Source organism: Salinilacihabitans rarus, from assembly GCF_024296665.1.
Lineage (GTDB): Archaea > Halobacteriota > Halobacteria > Halobacteriales > Natrialbaceae > Salinilacihabitans > Salinilacihabitans rarus.
On sequence record NZ_CP100762.1, the window covers coordinates 1,477,512 to 1,500,222 of the forward strand.

22 protein-coding genes are annotated in these 22,711 nt (G+C 69.4%); 10 read left to right on the forward strand and 12 right to left on the reverse strand.

Going from position 1 to position 22,711, the window contains the following annotated elements:
- Nucleotides 1-10 precede the first annotated feature (10 nt).
- The 3 genes from NKG98_RS07740 to NKG98_RS07750 are packed head-to-tail and all read right to left on the reverse strand — an operon-like array spanning nt 11 to nt 3,068.
- Nucleotides 11-742: a glycosyltransferase family 2 protein gene (locus NKG98_RS07740; protein WP_254769082.1), complete on the reverse strand. Its 732-nt coding sequence runs from the start codon at nt 740-742 to the stop codon at nt 11-13.
- Nucleotides 739-1,914 (reverse strand): glycosyltransferase, encoded by a 1,176-nt coding sequence (locus tag NKG98_RS07745; protein ID WP_254769084.1) that lies wholly within the window; start codon nt 1,912-1,914, stop codon nt 739-741. The genes NKG98_RS07740 and NKG98_RS07745 overlap by 4 nt, the downstream gene beginning before the upstream one ends.
- Nucleotides 1,911-3,068 (reverse strand): glycosyltransferase, encoded by a 1,158-nt coding sequence (locus tag NKG98_RS07750; protein WP_254769086.1) that lies wholly within the window; start codon nt 3,066-3,068, stop codon nt 1,911-1,913. Before NKG98_RS07750 ends, NKG98_RS07745 begins: the two co-directional genes overlap by 4 nt.
- 305 nt (nt 3,069-3,373) lie before the next feature.
- Here NKG98_RS07750 and NKG98_RS07755 point away from each other — a divergent pair, with 305 nt between their 5' ends.
- From NKG98_RS07755 to NKG98_RS07765, 3 genes are all read left to right on the forward strand, one after another.
- Nucleotides 3,374-4,078 (forward strand): DUF120 domain-containing protein, encoded by a 705-nt coding sequence (locus NKG98_RS07755; RefSeq protein WP_254769087.1) that lies wholly within the window; start codon nt 3,374-3,376, stop codon nt 4,076-4,078.
- Between the two features lies 1 nt (nt 4,079).
- Nucleotides 4,080-4,778, forward strand: coding sequence for a 3,4-dihydroxy-2-butanone-4-phosphate synthase (ribB, locus tag NKG98_RS07760; protein WP_254769088.1), 699 nt, complete (start codon nt 4,080-4,082; stop codon nt 4,776-4,778).
- A 62-nt stretch (nt 4,779-4,840) separates the two neighbouring features.
- Nucleotides 4,841-5,770: a branched-chain amino acid transaminase gene (locus tag NKG98_RS07765; protein ID WP_254769090.1), complete on the forward strand. Its 930-nt coding sequence runs from the start codon at nt 4,841-4,843 to the stop codon at nt 5,768-5,770.
- Between the two features lie 80 nt (nt 5,771-5,850).
- Here the strand turns inward: NKG98_RS07765 and NKG98_RS07770 are convergent, their stop codons facing one another.
- Nucleotides 5,851-6,534 (reverse strand): DUF502 domain-containing protein, encoded by a 684-nt coding sequence (locus NKG98_RS07770; RefSeq protein ID WP_254769091.1) that lies wholly within the window; start codon nt 6,532-6,534, stop codon nt 5,851-5,853.
- A 39-nt stretch (nt 6,535-6,573) separates the two neighbouring features.
- Nucleotides 6,574-7,410, reverse strand: coding sequence for a proline dehydrogenase family protein (locus tag NKG98_RS07775; protein WP_254769092.1), 837 nt, complete (start codon nt 7,408-7,410; stop codon nt 6,574-6,576).
- 106 nt (nt 7,411-7,516) lie between these two features.
- Between NKG98_RS07775 and NKG98_RS07780 the strand changes: the two genes are divergently transcribed.
- The gene (locus NKG98_RS07780) at nt 7,517-8,062 is read left to right on the forward strand and encodes a CDP-2,3-bis-(O-geranylgeranyl)-sn-glycerol synthase (RefSeq protein WP_254769093.1); all 546 of its coding nucleotides are present in this window, start codon (nt 7,517-7,519) and stop codon (nt 8,060-8,062) included.
- A 24-nt stretch (nt 8,063-8,086) separates the two neighbouring features.
- Here NKG98_RS07780 and NKG98_RS07785 read toward each other — a convergent pair whose 3' ends face one another.
- Nucleotides 8,087-9,157, reverse strand: a complete 1,071-nt coding sequence (locus NKG98_RS07785) for a YihY/virulence factor BrkB family protein (RefSeq protein WP_256558479.1) — start codon at nt 9,155-9,157, stop codon at nt 8,087-8,089.
- A 156-nt stretch (nt 9,158-9,313) separates the two neighbouring features.
- Here NKG98_RS07785 and pyrE point away from each other — a divergent pair, with 156 nt between their 5' ends.
- On the forward strand, nt 9,314-9,841 hold the full coding sequence (pyrE, locus tag NKG98_RS07790) for an orotate phosphoribosyltransferase (RefSeq protein ID WP_254769095.1): 528 nt from the start codon (nt 9,314-9,316) through the stop codon (nt 9,839-9,841).
- A gap of 1 nt (nt 9,842) precedes the next feature.
- On the opposite strand, the gene NKG98_RS07795 is transcribed toward pyrE, so the two are convergent.
- Nucleotides 9,843-10,484 carry a ribulose-1-phosphate aldolase gene (locus NKG98_RS07795; protein ID WP_254769096.1) on the reverse strand — a complete coding sequence of 214 codons (642 nt, stop codon included), beginning with the start codon at nt 10,482-10,484 and terminating at the stop codon, nt 9,843-9,845.
- Nucleotides 10,481-11,182: a ribulose-1,5-bisphosphate 5-phosphatase gene (locus NKG98_RS07800; RefSeq protein ID WP_254769097.1), complete on the reverse strand. Its 702-nt coding sequence runs from the start codon at nt 11,180-11,182 to the stop codon at nt 10,481-10,483. The genes NKG98_RS07795 and NKG98_RS07800 overlap by 4 nt, the downstream gene beginning before the upstream one ends.
- Nucleotides 11,183-11,275: 93 nt before the next feature.
- On the opposite strand from NKG98_RS07800, the gene NKG98_RS07805 reads away from it, so the two are divergent.
- From NKG98_RS07805 to NKG98_RS07815, 3 genes are all read left to right on the forward strand, one after another.
- Nucleotides 11,276-13,417, forward strand: coding sequence for an NERD domain-containing protein (locus NKG98_RS07805; protein ID WP_254769098.1), 2,142 nt, complete (start codon nt 11,276-11,278; stop codon nt 13,415-13,417).
- A gap of 201 nt (nt 13,418-13,618) precedes the next feature.
- Nucleotides 13,619-15,571: a threonine--tRNA ligase gene (gene thrS / locus NKG98_RS07810; RefSeq protein ID WP_254769099.1), complete on the forward strand. Its 1,953-nt coding sequence runs from the start codon at nt 13,619-13,621 to the stop codon at nt 15,569-15,571.
- Nucleotides 15,572-15,711: 140 nt separating this feature from the next.
- A complete protein-coding gene (locus NKG98_RS07815) occupies nt 15,712-16,422 on the forward strand; it encodes a phosphoribosyltransferase family protein (RefSeq protein WP_254769100.1) in 711 nt (236 codons plus the stop codon).
- On the opposite strand, the gene NKG98_RS07820 is transcribed toward NKG98_RS07815, so the two are convergent.
- The 3 genes from NKG98_RS07820 to pdhA form a co-directional block, all read right to left on the reverse strand.
- Nucleotides 16,423-16,839: an arsenate-mycothiol transferase ArsC gene (locus tag NKG98_RS07820; RefSeq protein ID WP_254769101.1), complete on the reverse strand. Its 417-nt coding sequence runs from the start codon at nt 16,837-16,839 to the stop codon at nt 16,423-16,425.
- Between the two features lie 84 nt (nt 16,840-16,923).
- Nucleotides 16,924-17,358 (reverse strand): universal stress protein, encoded by a 435-nt coding sequence (locus tag NKG98_RS07825; RefSeq protein ID WP_254769102.1) that lies wholly within the window; start codon nt 17,356-17,358, stop codon nt 16,924-16,926.
- Nucleotides 17,359-17,553: 195 nt separating this feature from the next.
- On the reverse strand, nt 17,554-19,692 hold the full coding sequence (gene pdhA / locus NKG98_RS19065; RefSeq protein WP_343230434.1) for a pyruvate dehydrogenase (acetyl-transferring) E1 component subunit alpha: 2,139 nt from the start codon (nt 19,690-19,692) through the stop codon (nt 17,554-17,556).
- 422 nt (nt 19,693-20,114) lie between these two features.
- Here pdhA and NKG98_RS07840 point away from each other — a divergent pair, with 422 nt between their 5' ends.
- Both NKG98_RS07840 and NKG98_RS07845 read left to right on the forward strand, forming a co-directional pair.
- Nucleotides 20,115-20,990, forward strand: a complete 876-nt coding sequence (locus tag NKG98_RS07840; protein ID WP_254769103.1) for an ABC transporter permease subunit — start codon at nt 20,115-20,117, stop codon at nt 20,988-20,990.
- 4 nt (nt 20,991-20,994) lie between these two features.
- Complete coding sequence (locus NKG98_RS07845) at nt 20,995-21,981, forward strand: ABC transporter ATP-binding protein (RefSeq protein ID WP_254769104.1); 987 nt, start codon at nt 20,995-20,997, stop codon at nt 21,979-21,981.
- A gap of 69 nt (nt 21,982-22,050) precedes the next feature.
- On the opposite strand, the gene NKG98_RS07850 is transcribed toward NKG98_RS07845, so the two are convergent.
- Nucleotides 22,051-22,641 (reverse strand): 50S ribosomal protein L15e, encoded by a 591-nt coding sequence (locus NKG98_RS07850; protein WP_254769105.1) that lies wholly within the window; start codon nt 22,639-22,641, stop codon nt 22,051-22,053.
- Nucleotides 22,642-22,711: the final 70 nt, after the last annotated feature.

Consider the following 22,711-nt stretch of genomic DNA (forward strand, 5'->3'; position numbering starts at 1 on the left):
CGTCGCATCGTCACCTGTCGGAGCGAACCGCGTTCGGGACGTCGTACCGGACCGCATCGACGAGGTCCCAGACGCCCTTGCGCCAGAGCCAGTCGTTGACCCGCCCCGGGAGGGTGTCGGGGACGAGCACCGCTTCGTAGCGGTCGGGGTACTCCCGCTTCAGGCGCTCTTCGAGGGCCGCGTCGATGCTCGCCCGCGGCGGGTCCGGGTGGCGCATCCGGACCGCGTCCGCGTACGCACAGCGGCCGTCGGCGTCGCGCTCCATCCGCCAGCCGAACTCGGTGTCGTCGCGCCAGCCCGCAAACGCCGGGCGGAAGCCGCCGACGGCGAGCGCCGCCTCGCGGTCGAACGCGAGGTTACAGCCGACGTAGCGGCGCTCGCCGTCGTACGTCCGCCCGCCGTCGACGGCCCCCTCCAGACAGACGAGGTCGGGGTCGCGGTCGAACGCGGCCTCGATCCGGTCGATCCACTCCCGGGGCGGCCGGCAGTCGTCGTCGGTCAGCGCGACGATCTCCCCTCGGGCGGCGCGGATCCCCGCGTTGCGCGCCTCGCAGATGTCGAGGCTCGCGTCGTCGACGACGAGGACCTCGTAGGCGTCGGCGGTCTGTTCGCGGAGGGTCTCGACTACCGCCTCGTGGTCGTTCGCGGGAATCGTCGGGACGACCACCGAGACGCGGGGGTCGGGACGGTCGATCGGCCGCTCGACGCCGGACGCCGCCGCGTCGGCCGCCGTCGCGGTCACCGGTCGGTCACCCCCGGGACGGCGCCGCGTTCCTCGACGGGGAGCGGGTCGTCGGTGCGGTCGTCCTCGTCTCCCTCCGCGCCCTCGACGACCGCCCGGACGTCGCGCTCGAAGCGGTCGCGGTCGTACCGACTCGCGCGCGCTCGTATCTCCGCGGGGTCGAAGTCGTCGGGGTCGAACCGGCTGACGGCGTCGCGAAGCGAGTCGACGGTCGGCTCGAACAGCAGGCCGGTCGTCCCCTCCTCGACCTGGTACTTCGTGAACCCCTCGTCGACGCCCAGCAGGGGTTTGCCGGCGGTCATCGCCTCCGCGCCGACGAGCCCGAAGTCCTCCTGCTTGGGGGCGTAGACGACCGCCGTCGCCCGCGCGACCAGCGATTCGAGGTCGTCGACGTAGCCCCGGACCTCGACGTTGTCGTGGCCGCGGGCGATGGCCTCGATCCGCTCGCGTTGCTGTCCGTCGCCGGCGATCACGAGGCGCTCGTCGAGGCCGGCGAACGCCGCGGCGATCAGGTCGATGCGCTTCTCGGGGGCCAGCCGCGACCACGCGACGAAGTAGCCCTCGTCGCCCTCGTCGCGCCAGTCGCCGGTCACGGGCGGGTAGACCACCGCGGCGTCGCGGCCGTAGTAGCGGCGGATGCGGTCGCGGACGACCTCGCTGTTGGCGACGAAGCGGTCGACGTGGTCGTTCGCCTCCTTGTCCAGCGCCCGCCAGCACTTCGCGTAGGCCTTGACCGCCGCCTCGGCGACGGGCCGACGGAACGACGACAGTCGGTCGCGGTAGAGGTCGTACAGCCAGCGCGGCGGGCTGTGGGGGTAGTGGACGATCCGCTGGTCGGGGTCGGGAACGAACCCCTTCGAGAGCGGCGCGCTCTCGAGGATCACGTCGTAGTCGAGCAGGTCGTCGTGGGCGTCGGTCAGGTCGAGCGCGACGTTGAGCGTCTCCAGCGGGTTCATCCCCTCGTTCTTCCACTCGAGGAGGGGCCGCCACGGCAGCGAGGTGTACTTCGACTGGCGGAACGCGATCACGTCGACGTCGTCGGGCAGGTCGGTGCCGCGCGCGACGTAGGTCGTGTAGATCGGCGCGTCGAGCGCCCGCGCGGCCTCGATGGCGAACGCCTCGCCGCCGCCGATGCCGGGGAAGCGGTCGTGGAGGATCGCGACGTCGGTCACTGCAACACCTCCCTGAGTTCGCGGTCGGGGGTCCACGTGCCGTCCGCGCCCTCGCCGTCGCCGCCCGCGAGGAGGAGTTTCGCGCTCGCACGCGCCAGCGAGACCTGCGTGTCGAACAGCGAGTACAGCGGCTGGAGAGGGCCGAGGGCGTCCCGGGAGCCCGCGGCCACGAACGCCGCCACGCCGGCCGGGACGGCAAGCCCGAACGGGCCGAGGACCGCGAGACTGCCGAGGGTCGCGGCCGCGAGCGAGCAGACGAGCAGCCACGGCGAGACGAGCATGAACCACCAGTTAAAGGGCAGGACGACGCGGCCGTAGGTGCCGTACCGGCCGAGGGCGTCGCGGTGGCGCCACAGCAGGCGGAGCAGCCCCATCGCGCGGCGGTCCTTCTGGCGTCGTCGCTTCCGGAACGCCGAGTGGGCCGCCTCCCGGTACCGGATCGCGGGGTCGAAGACCACGCGGCCGCCGTTGCGCCGGATCCGTAACGCGAGTTCGGTGTCGTCGGCGATCGAGTCCTCGTCGACGGGGACGATGGCGTCGCGCTCGAACGCCGAGAACGGCCCGTGGAAGATCAGCGTCGAGTCGAGGTGCGATTCGAGGGTCTGGATCGTCGCCTGCACGTCGCGGTAGCCACGCTCGACGCCGCTGCCGCCGAGGACCTCGGCGTTGCGCCCGGTGACGGCGGCGACCTCGGGGTCCGCGAGGTTCGCGACGGCCTCCCGGAGCGCGTCCGGCGCCAGCCGGGAGTCGCAGTCGGTCTTGACGACGACCTCGTTCGCCGCCGCGGCGTACCCCTCGTTGAGCGCGACCGCGAGCCCCTCGCGGTCGTCCTTCCGGACGAGCGTCAGCGACGGGGCCGCCCGCCCCTCGAAGAACCGCTCGACGAGGTCGGCCGTCCGGTCGTCGCTGGAGTCGACGACGACGACCTCGACTCTCTCCATCGGGTAGTCGAGGGCCAGCAGGTCATCGAGTTTCGCCTCGACGATCGGTGCCTCGTTGTACGTCGGGAGGACGACGCTCACCGTCGGCTCTCGCGGCCACTTCTCGGCCGGCGACCCGCTCGGCCGGCGGACGGCGTACAGCGCGAGGTACAGCAGGTACGGCAGGCCCGTCAGCGCCAGCAGGCCCGTCAGAAGTCCGACGAGGCGTCTCATACACGTGCCCGGAGTATCGACGCTGAGCGCGAAAACGCGCGCCCTTGCATTCTTCCACTCCCGTCGACGTTCGGTACGGTCACGGGTTCGTACTGGTTGCGGTGACGGGGTGGTCGACCGGACGAGGGGCCGGACCCGGCGAACGAAACCGACCGCGGGACTGCCGACGGGCCGCCGACCGATCGGTGGTCTTTTCACCCGACCCGACCGATCACCAGTTCGTAAACTCCCGGCAACTCCATCACAGTTTCGTTACGCATCCCACATTCGGCACGCTTTTACGACGAGGGGCGAAACACCCGGGTATGGAACGGACAGCGACGGCCGCCGTCGGGCACGACGAACTCGCCGCCCTCAAGCACCTCGCGCTCGATGGCGGGCTCGAAGGCGACCTGAAGATCTCCTGTGCCGCGCTCGCGGACCGCCTCGACGCGTCGAACCAGACCGCCTCGCGCCGCCTCCAGCGCCTCGAATCCGCCGGCTACCTCGACCGCGACACGGTCGCCGACGGCCAGTGGGTCGCGGTCACCGACGACGGCGAGGCCGCCCTCCGCGCCGAGTTCGAAGATTACCGCCGCATCTTCGAGACCGAACCCGAGGTCGAACTCGAAGGGACCGTCACCAGCGGCATGGGCGAGGGCCGCCACTACATCTCGCTGCCGGGGTACAGCCGCCAGTTCGAGGAGCGACTGGGCTACGAGCCGTTCCCCGGGACGCTCAACGTCGACCTCCGCGAGGACAGCGTCCGGCGGCGCAGCGCCGTCGCCTCGCTGGAGCCGGTCCACATCGACGGCTGGGAGGACGACGAGCGCACCTACGGCCCCGCGGTCTGTCACCCGGCGACGGTCGAGACGGCCGACGGCTCGACGTACGAGGGCGCCCACACGATCGCGCCCGAACGGACCCACCACGACGACGACCAGCTCGAACTCATCGCGCCGGCGAAACTCCGCGACGCCCTCGCGCTCGCCGACGGCGATCACGTCACGATCCACGTGGAGGGGCGCTAACATGACGGGACGTGCCAGCGCGAACGCCGGCGAGGCGACGAGCGCCCGGAGCGAGAGCGACGACGTCGAGCGCGCGATGGAGGCGCTGCGGCGCGGCGAACCGATCCTCGTGCACGACGCCGCCGACCGCGAGGGCGAGACCGACCTGATCTACCACGCCGACGCCGTCACGCCGGCGGCGGTCTCGCGGCTGCGCAACGACGCCGGCGGGCTGATCTGCGTCGCCCTCGGCCACGACGTCGCCGAGGCGTTCGACCTGCCGTTCTACACGGAGGCGGTCGACCACCCCGCCGCGGGCGACCACGACCTCGGCTACGACGAACGGTCGTCGTTCTCGCTCACGGTCAACCACCGCGACACGTTCACGGGGGTCACCGACAACGACCGCTCGCTGACCATCCGCTCGCTCGGCGCGGCCGCCGCCGACCCCGACGACGTCGCCTTCGCCGAGGAGTTCCGCGTCCCCGGCCACGTCCACCTGCTGAAGGCCGCGCCCGACCTGCTGGGCCACCGCGAGGGCCACACCGAACTCGGCGTCGCCCTCGCCGAGGCCGCCGACCTCGCGCCCGCCGTCGTCGTCTGCGAGATGCTCGACGGCGCGACCGGCGAGGCCCTGTCCCCCGCCGACGCCCGCGCGTACGCGAACCGCAACGGGTTCGTCTACCTCGAGGGCCGCGACGTCCTCGACCGGCTGGGCTGACGGGCGCGCGGGGTGGAACCGAATCGCGAACGTTCATTATGGAGGGTTCCGTCTCCCTGCCCATGAGCTTCGACGAGATGGACGTCGACACGATCTGGATGGACGGGGAGTTCGTCGACTGGGACGACGCACAGATCCACGTTCTCACCCACGGCCTCCACTACGGCACCGGCGTCTTCGAGGGCGCGCGCTGTTACGACACCGAGAACGGCCCCGCGATCTTCCGCTGGGAGGAACACCTCGAACGGCTCTATCACTCCTGTAAACCCTACGAGATGGAGATCGACCACTCCCCCGAGGAGCTGACCGAGGCCACGCTCGAACTCATCCGCCGGCAGGACCTCGCCTCCTGTTACATCCGCCCGATCGCCTTCTACGGCTACCACTCCCTCGGCGTCAGCCCCGGCGACTGCCCGACCCGCACCGCCATCGCCGTCTGGCCGTGGGGCGCCTACCTCGGCGAGGAGGCCCTCGAAAACGGCATCGAGGTGATGGTCTCCTCGTGGCGCAAACACTCCTCGAGCCAGATCCCGACGAACGCGAAGACCACCGGCCTCTACGTCAATAGCATGCTCGCCGGCGAGGAGGCCCGCCGCCACGGCTACGCCGAGGCGATCGTCCTCAACAAGGAGGGCCACGTCGCCGAGGGCCCCGGCGAGAACGTCTTCCTCGTGCGCGACGGCGAACTCTACACGCCCGGCCTCTCGGAGTCGATCCTCGACGGGATCACCCGCGACACCGTCATCGAGATCGCACGCGACCTCGGCTACACCGTCAACGACGACGTCTCGATCTCCCGGGGCGAACTCCACACGGCCGACGAACTGTTCTTCACCGGCTCCGCGGCCGAGGTCACCCCCATCCGCAAGGTCGACAACGTCGTCGTCGGCGACGGCTCCCGCGGTCCCGTCACCGAGGAGATCCAGCAGCGCTTCTTCGACGTCGTCGAGCGCCGCGTCGACGACTACGAGGAGTGGTTCACCTACGTCTAGTACACCCACCGTTTGCGCTGTGTGCGGTCGCGCCGCGGTGTGGCATCGCCGCTCCCGGCGGGACACAAACGCGGTAAACGTTAGTCGTCGTCGGCGCTGCGCTCGTCGACGACGTCGATCGGGATGCCGGCGTCCATCCCCCGCTTGCGCTCGGCGTCGCCGAAGCCGGCGCTGAGCACGCGGGTGAGCGCGTCCTCGACGTCCTCGTCGAGTTCGGTGATGCGATCGGACTCGACCTCGATGACGAACCCCGTCGTGATGTTCGGCGACGTCGGGAGAAAGAGCACCTCGCGGCCGTCGTCGGTCGTCTTGCCGGTCTTGAACGCCGTCATCCGCAGCCCGTTCCACGTCTCGAGCTTGACCGGCTTCTGGAGCGACTCCTGCTCGCCGAAGGCCGTCTCGGCGGCCATCTTCGAGGCGTTGTAGACGACCCGGAGCCCGGGGACGCGGTTCGCGACGTCGTCGACGATCCGCTCGACGAGGCCGCCGATGGTCGTCCGCATCAGGTAGCCCACCGAGAGCGTGAGGATGATAAAGACCGTCAGCGTGACGAGCACCCGGAGGAACTGGGCGAGTTGCTCGCGGGTCTCGACGGCCTGTCCGGTGTTGCCGGGTACGAGCTGTTTGAGCACGTTCGCGTCGAGGATCAACTCGGGCGTGACCCCGGCGATGATGCCGTAGAGCCAGTAGATGATGTAGAGGGTCACGAGGATCGGCCCGAGGACGATGAGCCCGCTCGCGAAGTCCCGCTTCCACGAGGTCATGTGGAGAGACTCACACCACGGGATTATGAGCCCTTCCCTTCACCGGCCCAGAACCGCTCGCGCGGCGAACAGGAGGTTCTCCTTGCGTTCCATCACCCGGCGGTAGAAGTACGACATCCAGCGGCCCCCGTAGGGGACGTACTGCCAGACCTCGTACTCGCGTGCGAGGTCGGTCTGGGCGTCCTCGCGCACGCCCATCAGCATCTGGACCTCGAAGTCGGTGCCGTGTTCCTCGTGTAACGCGACGGCGTGGTCGATCATCGCCGGGTCGTGGCTCCCGACGGCGATTCCCCCGTCGTAGTGCTCGAAGGCGTATTCGAGCAGGTCGCGGTACTCCCGGTCGACCCGCGCCCTGTCCGTGTAGGCGACGTCGCTCGGCTCGTCGTAGGCGCCCTTGACGAACCGGACCTTCCCCGGCACGTCCGCCAGCCGCTCGACGTCCTCGCGGGTGCGTCTGAGGTTCGCCTGCACGCAGACGCCGACGCCGCCGTCGTGTTCGCGGGCGAGGTCCTCGAAGGCGTCCAGCGTCGCGTCGGTCGTCGTGTGGTCCTCCATGTCGATCCAGACGAAGACGCCGCGCTCGGCCGCGCGGTCGACGATGCCGTCGAGCAGGTCCCGGAAGACGTCCTCGCCGAGGTCCAGACCGACCTGAGAGGGTTTGACCGAGACGCACGCCTCGAGGTCCGAGTCCGCGACGTCGTCGACGAGCGCCCGATACTCCGCGGCGTCGGCCGCCGCGGGCGGGCGTTCGTCGTAGTGTTCGCCGAGCAGATTGATGATCGCCTTGACGTTCCGCTCGTTCAGGCCCCGCACGTGGTCCAGTGCCTCCGCGGGCTCCTCGCCGGCGACGAACCGACTCGCGATCGGTGGGATCATACTGACACGTAGGGTCGCCGTTATAAGGTAGTTCATGATTTCGATCGAGCGGACCGGCCCGCCGCAAACCACCCTCGTTAAGACACGCCGGTTCGTCCCGCCGGACATGGCAGTGTTCGAGACGGTCGCGGTCGCGTTCTGGGCGATGTTGCCCGCCTACGTGCCGAACAACGCGGCGGTGCTCGCCGGCGGCGGCCGCCCCATCGACGGCGGCCGCGAGTGGAACGGCAGGCGGATCCTCGGCGACGGGAAGACCTGGCGCGGGACGGCCGTCGGCACCCTCGCCGGCGCCGTCCTCGCGCTCGTCCTGAACGCCGTCGGCGGGGACGTCGGCGCCGCACTCGGCGTCTCGCTGCCCGAGTTCCCCGTCCCGGTCGTCCTCGCGCTCCCGTTCGGCGCGATGCTCGGGGACATCCTCGCGTCCTTCCTCAAGCGCCGGACCGGGCGCGAGCGCGGCGCCGCCTTCCCCGGCGTCGACCAGCTCGACTTCGTCGTCGTCTCGCTCGCGCTCGCGGCCGCCGTCGCCCCCGGCTGGTTCCGCGAGGTGTTCCTCTGGGACGTCCTGTTCGTGGTGCTCGTCATCACGCCGATTCTGCACGTGGCGACGAACGCCATCGCGTACACGCTCGGGCTGAAAGACGAGCCCTGGTGAGAGCGGTCGACGCGAGGCCGCGCGCTACTCCGTCTCCTCCGCGGACGGTACGTCGCTCGCCGCCCACCGCAGTTCGATGCTGGCGGTGTCGGTCGCAAGCGGGAGTCGCGACGCGGTCACCTCCGACAGGACCTGCTCGGGCGGCGACAGCCGGACGGGCTCGCCGTCGACGACGACCGTCACCTCGCTTGCCGTCGGCAGGCGGGCCTCGAGTCGGTCGATCGACTCGACGACGGCGTCGCTTCCGCCGTCCGCCGCGGACGGGCCGTCGCCGTCCTCGACCGGGACGCCGCCGAACACCGGGCGGACGGACACGTCGTCGCTCCGGTTCGAGAGCACGGCGTTGATCGCCGCGCCGACGAGGACGACGAGACCGCAGAAGTACAGCCACGTCACGACCACGAGAACGTTCCCCAGCGTCCCCCCACCGCCACCGCCGTACTCGAGGTAGAGCTGGAACAGCGACTCGAACGAGACGAGACCGACGGCGGCAAAGCCCACGCCCGGCATCACCTCCGGAACTGACACGTCGGGCTCGTCGGGGAAGAGGTAGTACATCGGCGACAGCGCCAGCCCGACGCCGAGGACGAGCAGCAGCCGCTGACCGAACCAGCCGGCGCCGACTCCGACGTCGACCGACAACGTCGACTCGAGTGCGACGGTCACGAGGAGCACCACCGCGACGGAGACCAGCACGACGAATCCGTCCGCGAGCTGGTCCGCGAACGTGTTCTCGCTCGGCGTCTCGTAGATGTCCGAGAAGGCGGTGTCGAGGCTCCGGAAGATGCGAAGCGCCCCCCACAGGAGGACGACCGCCCCGAGTATCGACACCCCTCTGGACGTGTTCTGGAGTTCGGCGACGAGGACGTCTCCCGCGCCGGGCGTGATCGTCGCGCTGACGATCTGCAAGAACGCGTCCTCCAGTCGCCGGTCGCCCGTGGCCGATATCACGGCCATCACCAGCAACAGCAGCGGCAACAGCGAGACGAACGCGTGGTACGCGAGGCTGCCCGCCATGAACGTGACGCGTTCTGTCCGAAGCTCGTGAACGATAGCGCGAAGGAGCGTCGTCGCACGTACCCTACGTGATCGCATTGGTTCATGGAACAAAAAGCACGTACGAAAAGCCTATCGGGATCGGTCGCCGATCGTTCGGCTCGTCTGTCACGTGTGGGCGGTCCCGGACCGCGTCGGCCCGTCGGCGCGTCCGTTCCACACCGCTTATCCCGGTCCGGTGCGCCTCTCCCGTCGATGACCAACCAGGAACTCATCGACGCGCTCCGGGCGGCCGACGCCGTCCGCTTCGGCGAGTTCGAACTCTCCCACGGCGGCACCAGCGAGTACTACGTCGACAAGTACCTCTTCGAGACCGACCCGCGGTGTCTGGAACTGATCGCCGACGCCTTCGCCGAGCGCATAGACGACGACGCGAAACTCGCGGGGGTCGCGCTGGGTGCGGTCCCCCTCGCCGCGGCGACCAGCGTCGCCGCGGGCGTCCCGTACGTCGTCGCGCGCAAGCAGCGCAAGGAGTACGGCACCGGGAACCTGATCGAGGGACGGCTGGCGGAGGGAGAGGAGGTCGTCGTCCTCGAAGACATCGTCACGACGGGGACGAGCCTCGTCGACGCCGTGGAGGCGCTGCGCGAGGCGGGCGCGACCGTCGAGCGCGCGCTGGTCGTCGTCGACCGCCAAGAGGGCGGCCGCGAGACCGTCGAGGAGGCCGGCGTCGAGATGGAGGCGCTGGTGACCGCCGAGGAACTGCTGGCGGGCCGGGACTAGCTCACTGCCCGTAGGACTCGAACTGCTCGATCACCGTCTCGAGTTCGTCGTCCGAGAGCGTCTCCGGTTCGAGACCGGCCGCGCGCGTTTCGAGGTACAGGCGCGCGAGGCTCTCGACGTGGACCGTATTTTCGAGGGCGGTGTCGAGGTCCCGCGCGGTGACGACCAGCCCGTGGTTCTCGATGAACGAGGCGGTCGCGTCCGCCTCCGCCATCGCAGTCACGATGTTCGCCGCGAGTTCGTCGGTCCCGTAGGGGGCGTACTCGGCGACCGGGACCCGCTTGCCGACGGCGACGATCATGTAGTGGATCGGCGGCAGCGGTTCGTGGGCGACCGCCAGCGCCGTCGACCACGGCGAGTGGGTGTGGACGATCGCGCCGACGTCCTCGCGGCGGTAGATCGCCGAGTGCATCGGCACCTCGCTGCTCGGGGCCATCCGGCCGTCGCGGCGCTCGCCGTCGACGCCGACGACGGGGACGTCCGCGGCGTCGAACGCGTCGTAGGGGACGCCGGTGGGGGTGATCGCGAACGCGTCGCCGTCGGTCCCGTCGCGGACGCTCAGGTTGCCCGTCCGACCGGGCGTGAGCGCGGCCAGTTCCGCCGCGCGGTCGACGACCGCGCGCCGTTCGTCTTCGAGGATCACAGTACCACCTCCGTTAGCTCTTCGAACGCATCTATCCTGTGGTCGGGTTCACGGGCCCCTTCCAGCCCGTCGTCGACGTCGGCGTTGAACAGCACGGTTTCGAGCCCGACGGCGTTCGCGCCCACGACGTCGGCCGTGACGTCGTCGCCGACCATCGCGGCCTCGGACGCCCGGCAGTCGAGCCGTGCGAGGGGGAGCGTGAACATGACCGATCCCGGCTTCTCCCGGCCCGTCTCCTCGGAGGTCAACAGGAGGTCGACGTGGGGTTCCAGCCCCAGTTCGTCGAGTTTGCGGAGCTGAATCCGGGTCGTCAGGTTGGTCACGACGGCGACGGCGACGCCCGCCTCGCGGAGCGTCGCGAGGGTCCCTTCGACGCCCGGGAACGGCTCCATCGCGTCGACGTACCCCTCCCAGTAGGCCTCGCCGAGCGCGAAGGCGTCGCCGATCCGGGGCTCGCCCTCGCGGCGTTCGAGGGCGCGCTTGAAGTAGAGGAACCGCTCGTGGGAGGCGGCCGTACCGCCGAGTTCGCGCTTGACCTCCCGCCGACCCGCCCGGTAGAAGTCCTCGAACCCCTCGCGGTCGAAGTCGTAGCCCCGGTCGCGGGCGGTCCGCAGGGCGGCTTCCTTCCCCGCCTCGTTACAGGGCGGGTACGGGTAGAGCGTGTCGTCGAGGTCGAAGAGGACTGCGTCGACGGACATAGGCTGTCGTGTGCGGGGGAGCGCAAAACGCGTGTCGGTCGCGGAGCGGGCGACGTCGGTTGGTTTATGCCGGGCGGCTTCCTGACGTCGACCGTGAAATTCGTCTCAGCCGAGTACGACGCGGCCGCCGCCGGCGTCGACGCCGAGTTGACCGTCTGGGACCGGCTCAAAGGGTGTTTCACGCCCGAGGACGTCGGCGTGTGCTACTACCGGTATCCCATCGTCGACCAGCAAAACGACGACCTCGACCGGGAGGCGGATTTCGTGGTTCTACACAGGCGGTACGGGCTCGTCGTGATCGAGTGCAAGGGGTACCGGATCGACCACATCGAGTCGATAGAGGGGTCACGGTGGTCGCTGCGGGGGACGACACAGGAGTACGCGGCGCCGTACTCGCAGGCGCGCGACCACGGGTTCCGACTCCGGTCGCCGATGATGCGCGAGCCGACGCTGGTCGACGAGCGCGGCAACTGTCACATCACGATGACGCCGCTGGTCGCGTTACCGAACGTCGGCCGCGAGGAGTGGGTCGAACGCGGGTTCGACGACCTGCCGTCCGCGCCGCGGGTGCTCCTGCGGGACGACCTCACGAAGTCGTCGCTCCGGGAGGCGTTCGAGTCGCTCCCCGGGGACACCGAACTGACCGCCGAGCAGTACGTCGACGCCCGCGCGGTGCTCGGCGGCGGTCAGGCGATCAGCGGCGAGCGCGGGCCCGTGCTGGCCGACGGCGACACGAAGGCGGGGCTCTACGAGACCGTCGAGAAGGGGCTGAAACGCCTCGACGAGCGACAGGAGGAGATCGGGGTCCAGATCCCCGACGGGCCCCAGCAGATCCGGGGGATCGCCGGTTCGGGAAAGACCGCCCTCGTCGCCCGGAAGGCGGCGGCGATGCACGCCAAACACCCCGACTGGAAGATCGCGATCACGTTCAACACCCGGAGCCTCTACCAGACGATTCGCGACTCGGTCAGGCGGTTCTACGCCGACTTCGGCGGCGACGAGCCCGACTGGGAGCGCCTCGAGGTGCTACACGGCTGGGGCGGAAAGAGCGAACACGGGATGTACTACCGGATCGCCCAGGACGCGGGGGTCTCCCCGCACCACGTCGGGTCGGCGAAGGACGCGTTCGACGCCGACGGCCCCGGGGAGTTGCTCGAGGCGTGCTGTCGGGAACTGGTCGCGGAGGCGCCGATCCAGGAGCGCTACGACGCGATCCTCATCGACGAGGCACAGGACATGGAGCCCGCCTTCTACGAGATGTGTTACCGGGCGTTGAAGCCGCCGAAACGCCTCATCTGGGCCTACGACGAGGCCCAGAACCTCACGAGCCTCTCGGCGCCGAGCCCGAAACGCATCTTCGGGACGGACGACGACGGCGAACCGGCGGTCGACCTGAGCGGGTCGTATCCCGGCGGCATCCAGAAGAGCCAGATCATGCGGAAGTCCTACCGGACCCCCCGGTCCGTCCTGATGCTCGCGCACGTCTTCGGGATGGGGCTCACGAGCGACCGCGGCGCCGTCCAGGCGATCACGACTCAGGAGGGCTGGGAGGACATCGGCTACGAGGTCCTCGAGGGCGACTTCCGACGAGTCGGCGAACCGGTCTCGATCCGTCGACCGGCGGAACACTCGCCACACCCCCTCTCGGAGAACCCCGAGGCGAAGCCGTTCGTCACCTTCGACGCGTTCGACGGGAAAGACGCCGAGTTGCGCGCGGTCGCAGACGCGGTCGCCGAGGACGTCCTCGAACACGGTATCGCGGCCGACAACGTCCTCGTGATCCCGCTGGGATCGCCCCGCGAGGCGCGGTCGACCGGCGCCGAACTCGCGGGCCTGCTCGCCGACCGCGGACTGGAGGCCAACCTCGTCTGGAAGGGCAACAAGAGCGTCTTCGCGAAGCCCGGGGAAGTGACCGTCTCCGGGATCAACCGGGCGAAGGGGAACGAGGCCGCCTCGGTCTACCTGTCGAACCTCGAGTACCTCGACGACCCGTACTGGCACGATACGCGCGTCCGGCCGCGAAACGAGGCCTTCGTCGGGATCACCCGGACCCGCGCGTGGTGTCGGATCACCGGCACCGGCGACCACCCGGCGCTGTTCGAGGAGATCGACCGCCTCGTCGCGGACGTGACGGCGGCGGACCCGACGGTGACGTTTCCGGCCCCCGACCCGACCGAACTCGAAAACGAGATCGGCGACGACGAGACGATCGCGACGACGATCGACCAGTTCTGACGCGGCGCCACACCATCACAACGTTTTTAACCTGTTCGGGACTACGCGTATCCACGATGGTAGGTGTCCGCTTTACACGGGCGTTCGCCCGCTTCTAACCCACACCTACCGTGCGCTGTGTCTCGGAGTTCGAATCCCGACCAGCGGACGGTCTCCGTGTCGACGGCACGCCTCGCGGACGCCGCCGGAATCCTCACACCCATGTCAGAACCAGAGTCAGAATCACAGGAGTCGATAGCGGTCGTACTGCCCGACGGATCGGAACTCGATGTCGACGCCGGCGCGACGGTCGAGGACTGCGCCTACGAGATCGGCCCCGGCCTCGGCCGGGACACGGTCGCGGGCAAACTCGACGGCGACCTCGTCGCCAGGGAGGAACCCGTCTACGACGGCGCGGAACTCGAGATCGTCACCGACCAGTCGGAGGCGTACCTGCGGGTGATGCGCCACTCCGCGGCCCACTGTCTCGCGCAGGCCGTCGAGCGACAGTTCGACGACGTGAAACTCGCCATCGGCCCGCCGACCGACGAGGGCTTCTACTACGACTTCGACGACCTCGACGTCGACGAGGACGACCTCGAAACCCTCGAAGACGAGATCGAGGAGATCGTCGAAGCCGACTACGACATCGAGCGCGAGGAGGTCTCGATCGAGGAGGCCCGCGACCGCCTCGAACAGCGGGACGAACCGTACAAACTCGAACTCCTTGAGGAGTTCGCCGCGGAGGGCGAGACGGTCACCTTCTACAGTCAGGGCGAGTGGGAGGACCTCTGTGCCGGCCCGCACGTCGACTCGACGGGCGAGATCGGCGCCGTCGAACTGCTGGAGATCGCCGGCGCCTACTGGCGCGGCGACGAGACCAATCCGATGCAGACCCGGATCTACGGCACCGCGTTCGAGGACGAGAGCGACCTCGAGGCGTTCCTCGAACGGCGCCGCGAGGCCGCACAGCGTGACCACCGCAAGATCGGCCGCGAGATGGACCTCTTCTCGATTCAGGACGTCACCGGCCCCGGCCTCCCGCTGTATCACCCGCCGGGGAAGACGGTCCTGAACGAACTCTCCGAGTTCGTCCGCGAACTGAACGGGGAGGCGGGCTACGACTACGTCGAGACGCCCCACGTCTTCAAGACGGACCTCTGGCACCGGTCGGGCCACTACGAGAACTACAAGGACGACATGTTCGTCTTCGACGTCGGCGACGACGAGTTCGGCCTGAAGCCGATGAACTGCCCCGGCCACGCCGCCATCTTCCAGGACCACTCCTGGAGCTACCGCGACCTGCCGATCCGGTACGCCGAGGACGGGAAGGTCTACCGCCGCGAGCAGCGCGGCGAACTCTCGGGTCTCTCGCGGGTGTGGGCGTTCACCATCGACGACGGCCACCTGTTCGTCCGCCCCGACCAGATCGAACAGGAGGTCGAGCAGATCCTCGAGATGATCTTCACGGTACTCGAGACGTTCGACCTCGATTACGAGGTGTCGCTTGCGACCCGCCCCGAGAAGTCCGTCGGGTCGGACGAGATCTGGGAGCGCGCCGAGTCGATCCTCGAATCGGTCCTCGAGGAGTCGAAGATGGACTACGAGGTAGAGGAGGGCGACGGCGCCTTCTACGGGCCGAAGATCGACTTCGGCTTCGAGGACGCCATCGGCCGGGTCTGGGACGGCCCGACGGTCCAACTCGACTTCAACATGCCCGAGCGGTTCGACCTCACCTACGTCGGCGAGGACAACGAGGAGCACCGCCCGGTGATGATCCACCGCGGCATCTACGGCAGCTACGAGCGGTTCTTCATGGTGCTCATCGAGCACTTCGAGGGGAACTTCCCGCTCTGGCTCGCCCCCGAGCAGGTGCGCGTCCTGCCCATCTCCGACGACAACCTCGACTACGCCCGCGAGGTCGCAAGCGAGTTCGAGGGCTTCCGGATCGAGGTCGGCGACCGCGACGCCACCCTCGAACGGAAGATCCGCGCGGCCCACGACGACCGCGTCCCCTACCAGATCATCGTCGGCGACGACGAGGAGGAGGCGGGTACCATCTCCGTGCGCGACCGGTTCGAACGGCAGGAGTACGACGTCGACATCGACGCGTTCCGCGCCCACCTCGAAGCCGAACGCGACGAGAAGCGGACGGAACCGAACTTCCTGCAGTAGTCGCGTCGGCCCCCGGGCGGTACGGCCGTTCGGACGTGACGTCCGGCACTCGCTGCGGGAGGCGATAGCACGCACGTGGACATCCGCTCGCGGAATCGACATCGACGTGTTCATAGTCGCACATGCGTGAGTATTCCTGCATGAACAGAGCCGAGAAGGCCGCCTTGCAGCTTCGCGCCGTCGACGTGTTGCGGATGCTCAAGGAGACCCGGACGTACGACGAACTGGCCGCCGAGACGGGTCTGCCCGCGGGCGACCTCAACCGCTACGTCAACGGCCACGTCCTGCCGAGCGCGGACCGCGCCCGCGAGGTCGTCGCCGAGGTCGGCCGGGCCGCCCTCGCCGCGGAACTCGACGCCCGCATCCGCGTCGACGCGGACGGCTACGTCGACAACTCCGGGGTCGTCTTCGACCAGCAACTGCTCGACCTCGTCGCGCCGGTCGCCGCCGAGGCGTTCGCGTTCGACCGTCCGGACGTCGTCCTCACCGCGGCCACCGACGGCATCACTCTCGCCGCGTCGCTCGCGAGCTTCTACGGCACCCGGTGTGCGTACGCGAAAAAGCGCAAGGAGACCGCCGTCGAGGAGTTCATCGAGGCCCGCGAGCGTCTCGAATCGGGGATCGAACTCACCTACTACCTGCCGGCGTCGGCCATCGACGCGGGCGAGTCCGTGCTCGTCGTCGACGACCTCATCCGCTCGGGCGAGACCCAGGAACTCCTGTTGGACATCGTCGAGACCGCCGACGCCGACGTCGCGGGCGTCTTCGCGCTGATCGCCGCCGGCGACGACGGGATCGAACGCGCCCGCGAGCACACGGACGCCCCCGTCGGTGCGCTCGTCGACGTCTGATCAGACCCCTTCGATCTCGTCGAACAGTGCCGTCACGCGCCCTTTCACGTCCTCGCGGATCTCGTGAACTTCGTCGAGGTCCCGCCCGTGTGGGTCGGACAGGTCCCAGTCGCGGACCTCGGCGTCGGCGTCGAGGTCGAGCGTCGAACAGCCCATCGTCGCGACGTAGTCACAGGATTCCAGTTCCGCCTCGGTGACCTTCCGCGGCGTGCGACCTGAGAGGTCGAACCCCTCCTCGGCCATCGCTTCGACGACGACGTCGTGGACCTCGTCGGCGGGGTGGGTGCCGCCGGTGAGTATCTCGACCGTCTCTTCGAGGCCGCGGGCCGCCCGCTCTCGCTCGGCGTAGGCCGTCGCCATCTGGCTGCGGCCGGCGTTCTGGACGCACATCAGCGCGATCCGGGTCGTCTCGGTCATACACCGATGGAGCGTCCGCGACCACCTAACCGTTCGTATGTGGGCTACTGTGGGTTCCGTAGACGAGGGAAGTCGCGGCCGCGCTCACCTGACGATCGTCACCGGCACCGGCGACCGGCGGGCGACCGTCTCCGCGACGCTGCCCAGCAGGATCCGGCTCGCGCCCGTCCGGCCGTGGCTCCCGACGATCACGTGGTCGACGTCCTCCTCTTTGGCGTACTCGACGATCGTCCGCGAGACGCCGCCGACGACGGTCTCGATGTCGAGGTCGACGTCGCGGTCGGCCGCCAGGCTCCGCGCGCGTTCGAGGAGGTCCTCGGCGCGGCTCTCGTGGCTCTCCCGGAGCTGTTCGAAGTTCGGTATCGCGCCGCCTTCCATCCCCGTCGCCGCGTAGAAGTCCGCCGGGTCGAGGACGTGCAGCGCCGTCAGCCGCGCGTCGGGATACTCCTCGAGGGCGAACTCGAGGGCGGTCATCGCGCAGTCGGAGTCGTCGATAGGAATCAGCACGTGATCGGGCATACCCGACGGTTGTACCCCGGACGTGTTAAGTCCCCCCTGCCGTAACCGGCCGCCGGGAGCTACCCGGTGGGCGTTTACGAGGGACGGGGCGGCCGACCCGACCGTCTCCTGACCGGCCGACGGGCGGCGGTCTCGCGGTCGCGCGGTGTGCCGCCGCCCGATCCACCGCCCGCTCGCCACCGCGGCCGCCGGCGGTCACGCCGTCGCCACCCGTTCGATCGCGGCGCCGATCCGGCCCGCGTCGGGCCGGTAGGAGTCCTCCCTCGCCGGCAGCGGGACGGGTACGTCGTAGCCCGTCACGCGCTCGATCGGCGCTTCGAGGTGCCACGTCGCCTCGTCGACGATTCTGGCCGTCACCTCGCCGGCGAAGCCGCCCGTCCGGGGCGCCTCGTGGACGACGACACACCGGCCGGTCTCCCGCACCGAGTCGACCACCGTCCCCGTGTCCAGCGGCGAGATCGACTGCAGGTCGATCAGTTCGACGCTCGCGTCGACCGCTTCGAGGGCGCGCTCGGCCTCGCGGACCATCGCGCCCCACGCGACGACCGTCACGTCGGTCCCCTCCTCGACGACGCGGGCCTCGCCCAGCGGGACGACGGACTCCTCGGGGACGGGCCGGCGAATCGCCCGGTACAGCGGCATCGGCTCGAAGAAGAGCACGGGGTCCGGATCGCGGATCGCCGCTCGCAACAGCCCGGCGGCGTTCCTCGGCGTCGACGGAATCGCCACTTTCAACCCCGGCACGTGGGCGTACCCCGCCTCGTAGCTCTCGGAGTGGTGTTCGAGCGCCTTCACCCCCAGACCGTACGGCGCCCGGACGACCATCGGACAGGTCACTCGGCCGCGCGAGCGGCTGCGGATCCGCGAGACGTGCTGGTGGAGCTGGGCGAACGCCTGGAAGGTAAAGCCGGAGAACTGGATCTCGGCGACCGGCCGGTAGCCCGCGGCCGCGAGGCCGACACCGAGGCCGACGATGCCGGCCTCCGCCACGGGGGCGTCGTGGACCCGCCCGGGGAACGCGTCGAGCAGCCCCTGCGTCGCCCGGAAGACGCCGCCGTCGACGCCGACGTCCTGACCGTAGACCAGCACGTCCTCGTCGCGCTCCAGTTCCGCGCGCAGCGTCGTCCGGATCGCCTCGACCACGTTCAGGCGGTCGGCGTCCGCGAAGGCGTCCGCCGAGGCGGCGGTCGGATCGTCGCCCGCCGCGTCCGCGGGCGTGCCGGCGCCGTCGCCCCGGGCGACGCTCTCGGCGGGCGCGACCTCGCGGTCGTCGCCCGCGGCGAACGCCTCGCGCTGGCGGTCGAGGTACCGCGGCGGCTCGCCGTAGGCGTACTCGAACATCTCCTCGGGGTCGGCCCCCTCGGCGAGGTCGCGGGCCGCTTCGATCCCCGCGGCGAGGTCGTCCTCGATCCCCGCCTCGATCGACGCGACCGCCTCGTCGTCCAGCACGCCGCGGTCGCGGAGGTACCGCTCGAACCGCAGGATCGGGTCGAGGGCTTCCCACTCGGCCTCCTCGTCGGTCGTCCGGTACACCGACGGGTCGTCGGCGGTCGTGTGCATCCCCCGGCGGTAGGTGAGCGCCTCGATCAGCGTCGGGACGCCCCGCCGGGCGCGCTCGATCGCCTCGTTCGTGGCGGCGTAGACCCCGAGGACGTCGTTGCCGTCGACCTGAATCCCCTCGATCCCCGCGGCGATCGCCTTCTGGGCGAGGGTGCCCGCCCGGGTCTGTTTCGCCAGCGGCGTCGAGATGGCGTAGCGGTTGTTCTGACAGCAAAAGACCGTCTGGGAGCCGTAGACGCCCGCGAGGTTCAGCGCCTCGTACACCTCGCCCTCGCTGGTGGCGCCGTCCCCGAAGTAGGTGAGCGCGACCGACTCGGTCCCGCGCATGGCCTCGGCCCAGCCGATCCCCGCGGCGTGCAGCGGCTGGGTACCCACCGCGATCGACGGCGGGAGCACGCGCGATCCCTCGGGGGGCGCGCCGCCCTCCTCGAGCCCCATCGCGTAGGCGAAGACCGCCCGCGGCGACCCCCCGCGTGCCAGCGCGGCGGGGTGTTCCCTGAACGCCGGCACGAGCCAGTCGTCGTCCCCGAGCGCGCCCGCGCTGCCGACCTGGGCGGCCTCCTGACCGATCGCCGGCGCGAACGTCCCGAGTTCGCCGCGCCGCTGGAGGGCGATGGCCCGCTCGTCGAGCCGTCGGGAGAGCTTCATCGTCCGGTACCACTCCCGGAGGCGCTCCTCGTCGAGGTCGGGTTCGAGGGACTCGTCTACGGCTCCGTCCTGATCGAGGACCTGGAGGCGCTCGATGGAGAACTCGGCGATCCGCGAGCGTGGCATAGACCCCCTACGACAGCTATCGACTTAGTGGCCCCACGCGGTCGTGCCGGCTTCGAAGACGACGGGCGGAGGCAACAGCGGGCAGCGACGACCCAACTGTTCAGATTTAAAATCAATAGGAAGACATAATTACCCCTCCGTTGTTATCGGTGATTACCAAATGCCAGCGAAACAATCGGCGCGTTTCCTCGCACACTCCGACGCGCGACCGGAGTTGCCGTGGCTTCTCCGGGATGAACCGCGCCGCGTCTGCGAACTGACCGAGCACGTGGATCTTGGGGTGCTGGTCCGTCGAGGATAGCAGTCTCGGTGGCTGCTGACGCCGTTTCCCGGGCCAACTCCCGACCGTTGGCTTTGGGTCGATAAGGATCAATATTTCAACCAGTAGCCGTAGTCGTTAGCATACCTACTCACTGATCACAATGTGGACTGCCCTGGCAACACACGAACTCCGTCGCTTTCGGTACGCTCGAGGAACGTGGCTGTACGTCGGCCTTTGTGCGGCGTACACCGTCGTCTGGCTCCTCGAACCGCGGAGCGAGCCCGAAGCGATCGCCGCGATCGGATCGAGCGTCGCGGTCGGGAGCCTCCAGGCGTCCCTCGGCGTCCTCGCGATGCTCGGCGGGCTCGTCGTGGGCTTCAGAGCCGTCGTCGGGGACCGCGAGTCCGGAACGATGACGCTCGTCGCCGGCATGCCCCACACGCGCCGGGACGTCGTCGTCGGCAAACTCGCCGGTCGAACGGCCGTCGTCGGGGCTGGAATCGCGGTCGCCGTCGGCTGTGCGATCCTGGGCGAACTCCTGCTCTACGGCTCGGTTTCGGTCGTACAGCTCGCCGCCGTCGCCGCGGTGACCGGCTGGTACGCGCTCTGCTGGGTCGCGATCGGGGTCGCCATCTCGACGCTCGCCCGGAGTAGCACCGAAGCGCTCGCCGGCGCGATCGGGACCGCGCTGCTCGCGTTGCAGTGGGGGTCGGTCACCTGGATCGCCTACGAGCGGCTCGGGTCGGCCGGGTCGATTTCGGAGACGTACCTCTTCGTTCGCCGGCTCGCACCGCGGGAAGCGTACCACGTCGTCACAAACTGGATCCTGGGAGTCGGAAACGGCGACGACGTCTTCCTGCCGATGCTCACCCAGCGGGAGACCGACGTGGACGTCATCGGCGTCTTCGTCGTCGACGCGAGCGGGTCGGCTCCGGCGTACCTCTCGGAGTGGCTCTCGCTGCTCGTCCTCGGACTGTGGACGATCGTCCCGCTCGCAGTCACGATACTGCGCGTGCGAACGACCGATCTCGTCTGATACCATGACACGACCCGATATCACGACGCGCCCCCGAACCCGGTCGACCGAGCGTCCGATCGTCGTCGACGGACTCGAGAAGCGCTACGGCGAGACGGTGGCCGTCTCGGCGCTCGACCTCGAGGTCCGCGAGAACGAGATCTACGGCCTGCTCGGCCCGAACGGCGCGGGGAAGTCGACCCTGTTGAACGTGCTCGCCGGATCGGTCCGGCCGGACGCGGGCGAGGCTCGACTGTTCGGTGCCGATCCGATCGCGGACACCGCCGACGTGCACCGACGCGTCGGGACCCTCCCCGACCGGTACGGCGTCTACGAGACGCTCTCGGCTGTCGATCACGTTCGCTACGCGCTCGAGGCCAGAGGTGCCGACGGGGAGCCGCTCGCTCTCCTCGAACGCGTCGGGCTCGGTTCGGTCGGGTCGAAGCCCGCAGGCTCCTTCTCGAAAGGGATGCAACAGCGACTCGTCCTCGCGATCGCCCTCGCCGGTTCACCCGACGTGCTCTTGCTAGACGAACCCTTCAGCGGACTCGATCCCGTCGGCGTTCGACGCGTCTTCGACGTCGTTCACGAGCGACGCCGCGAGGGGGCGACCGTCCTCCTCTCGAGTCACGACGTGGCGCGCGTCAAGCGGTTGTGCGATCGAATCGGCATCGTCGTCGGGGGACGGGTTCGGGTGGAAGGCACGCCGATGCAGGTGCTAGAACGGTGTCCTATCGACGCCGTCCTCGAGATCTGCCTCGAAGCACCCGTAACGAACGCGACCGTCAGCTCCCTCTCGCGGATCGACGGCGTCGACGTCACCGGTTCCGATCGTCGCCTCTCGGTCCAGGTTCGATCGGCTGGCGCCCGGGAGGCAGTCGAGAGGCGGCTGGCGTCGCTCGACGTCGGCGTCGACTCCGTCGTCGCGTCGGAGCCGACGCTGGAGGACGCCTTCGTCCAGTACGTCGCCGGTACGACTGCGACCGAGACCCGTTCGACTGGTGGTGGATAGCGGCGTGACGGGCCGGACGCCCTCGACCCGCGACGCGAACTCGGCCGAGCGAAAATCGAGCGCGGGCCGTTACTTCGCGCGGCCCTGACCGCCGTTGTTCGACGGGCGGACCTTCTCGGCGCCCTTGCCGCGGGTGTGCAGGCCGCGGTTGGACGTGCCCGCGTTGGTGAGCCCGCGGAAGGCGCGGTTCTCGTGGGCGTCGTCGCAGATCCAGTTGAGGTCGTCGTCGTTTTCGATCGCGGGGTGGTTCGGATCGACGAGGATCACTTCGAACCACTTCTGGCTGCCGTCCTCGCCCACCCAGTAGCTGTTCAGCACCCGCAGGTTGGGGTACTTCCGCGAGACGCGCTCCTCGCCGATGCGCTGGATGTTCTTGCGGCGGCCGATCCGGTTGACGCCCTGGCGCTTGGTGCGCCGGCCAGCCGTGAAGCGCTGCTTCCGGGCGGTCCCCTTGCGGACGGAGACGCGCGTGACCACGATGCCCTGTTTGGCCTTGTAGCCGAGTTCGCGCGCCTTGTCGAGGCGGGTCGGGCGCTCGATGCGCTCGATGGCGCCTTGCTTGCGCCACTCCTGTTTGCGTTGCCACTGCAGTTCCCCGAGCTTCCCGTCGTCGGGGTCCTTCCAGGCCTCCTTGATGTGAGAGTAGAAGCTTCGTGCCATGGTTTCACCTGCGGGCGTTTCCTGGTTCAGTCCGCCTCGTCCGAGGCGTTCCACATCCCGACCTGCGGCG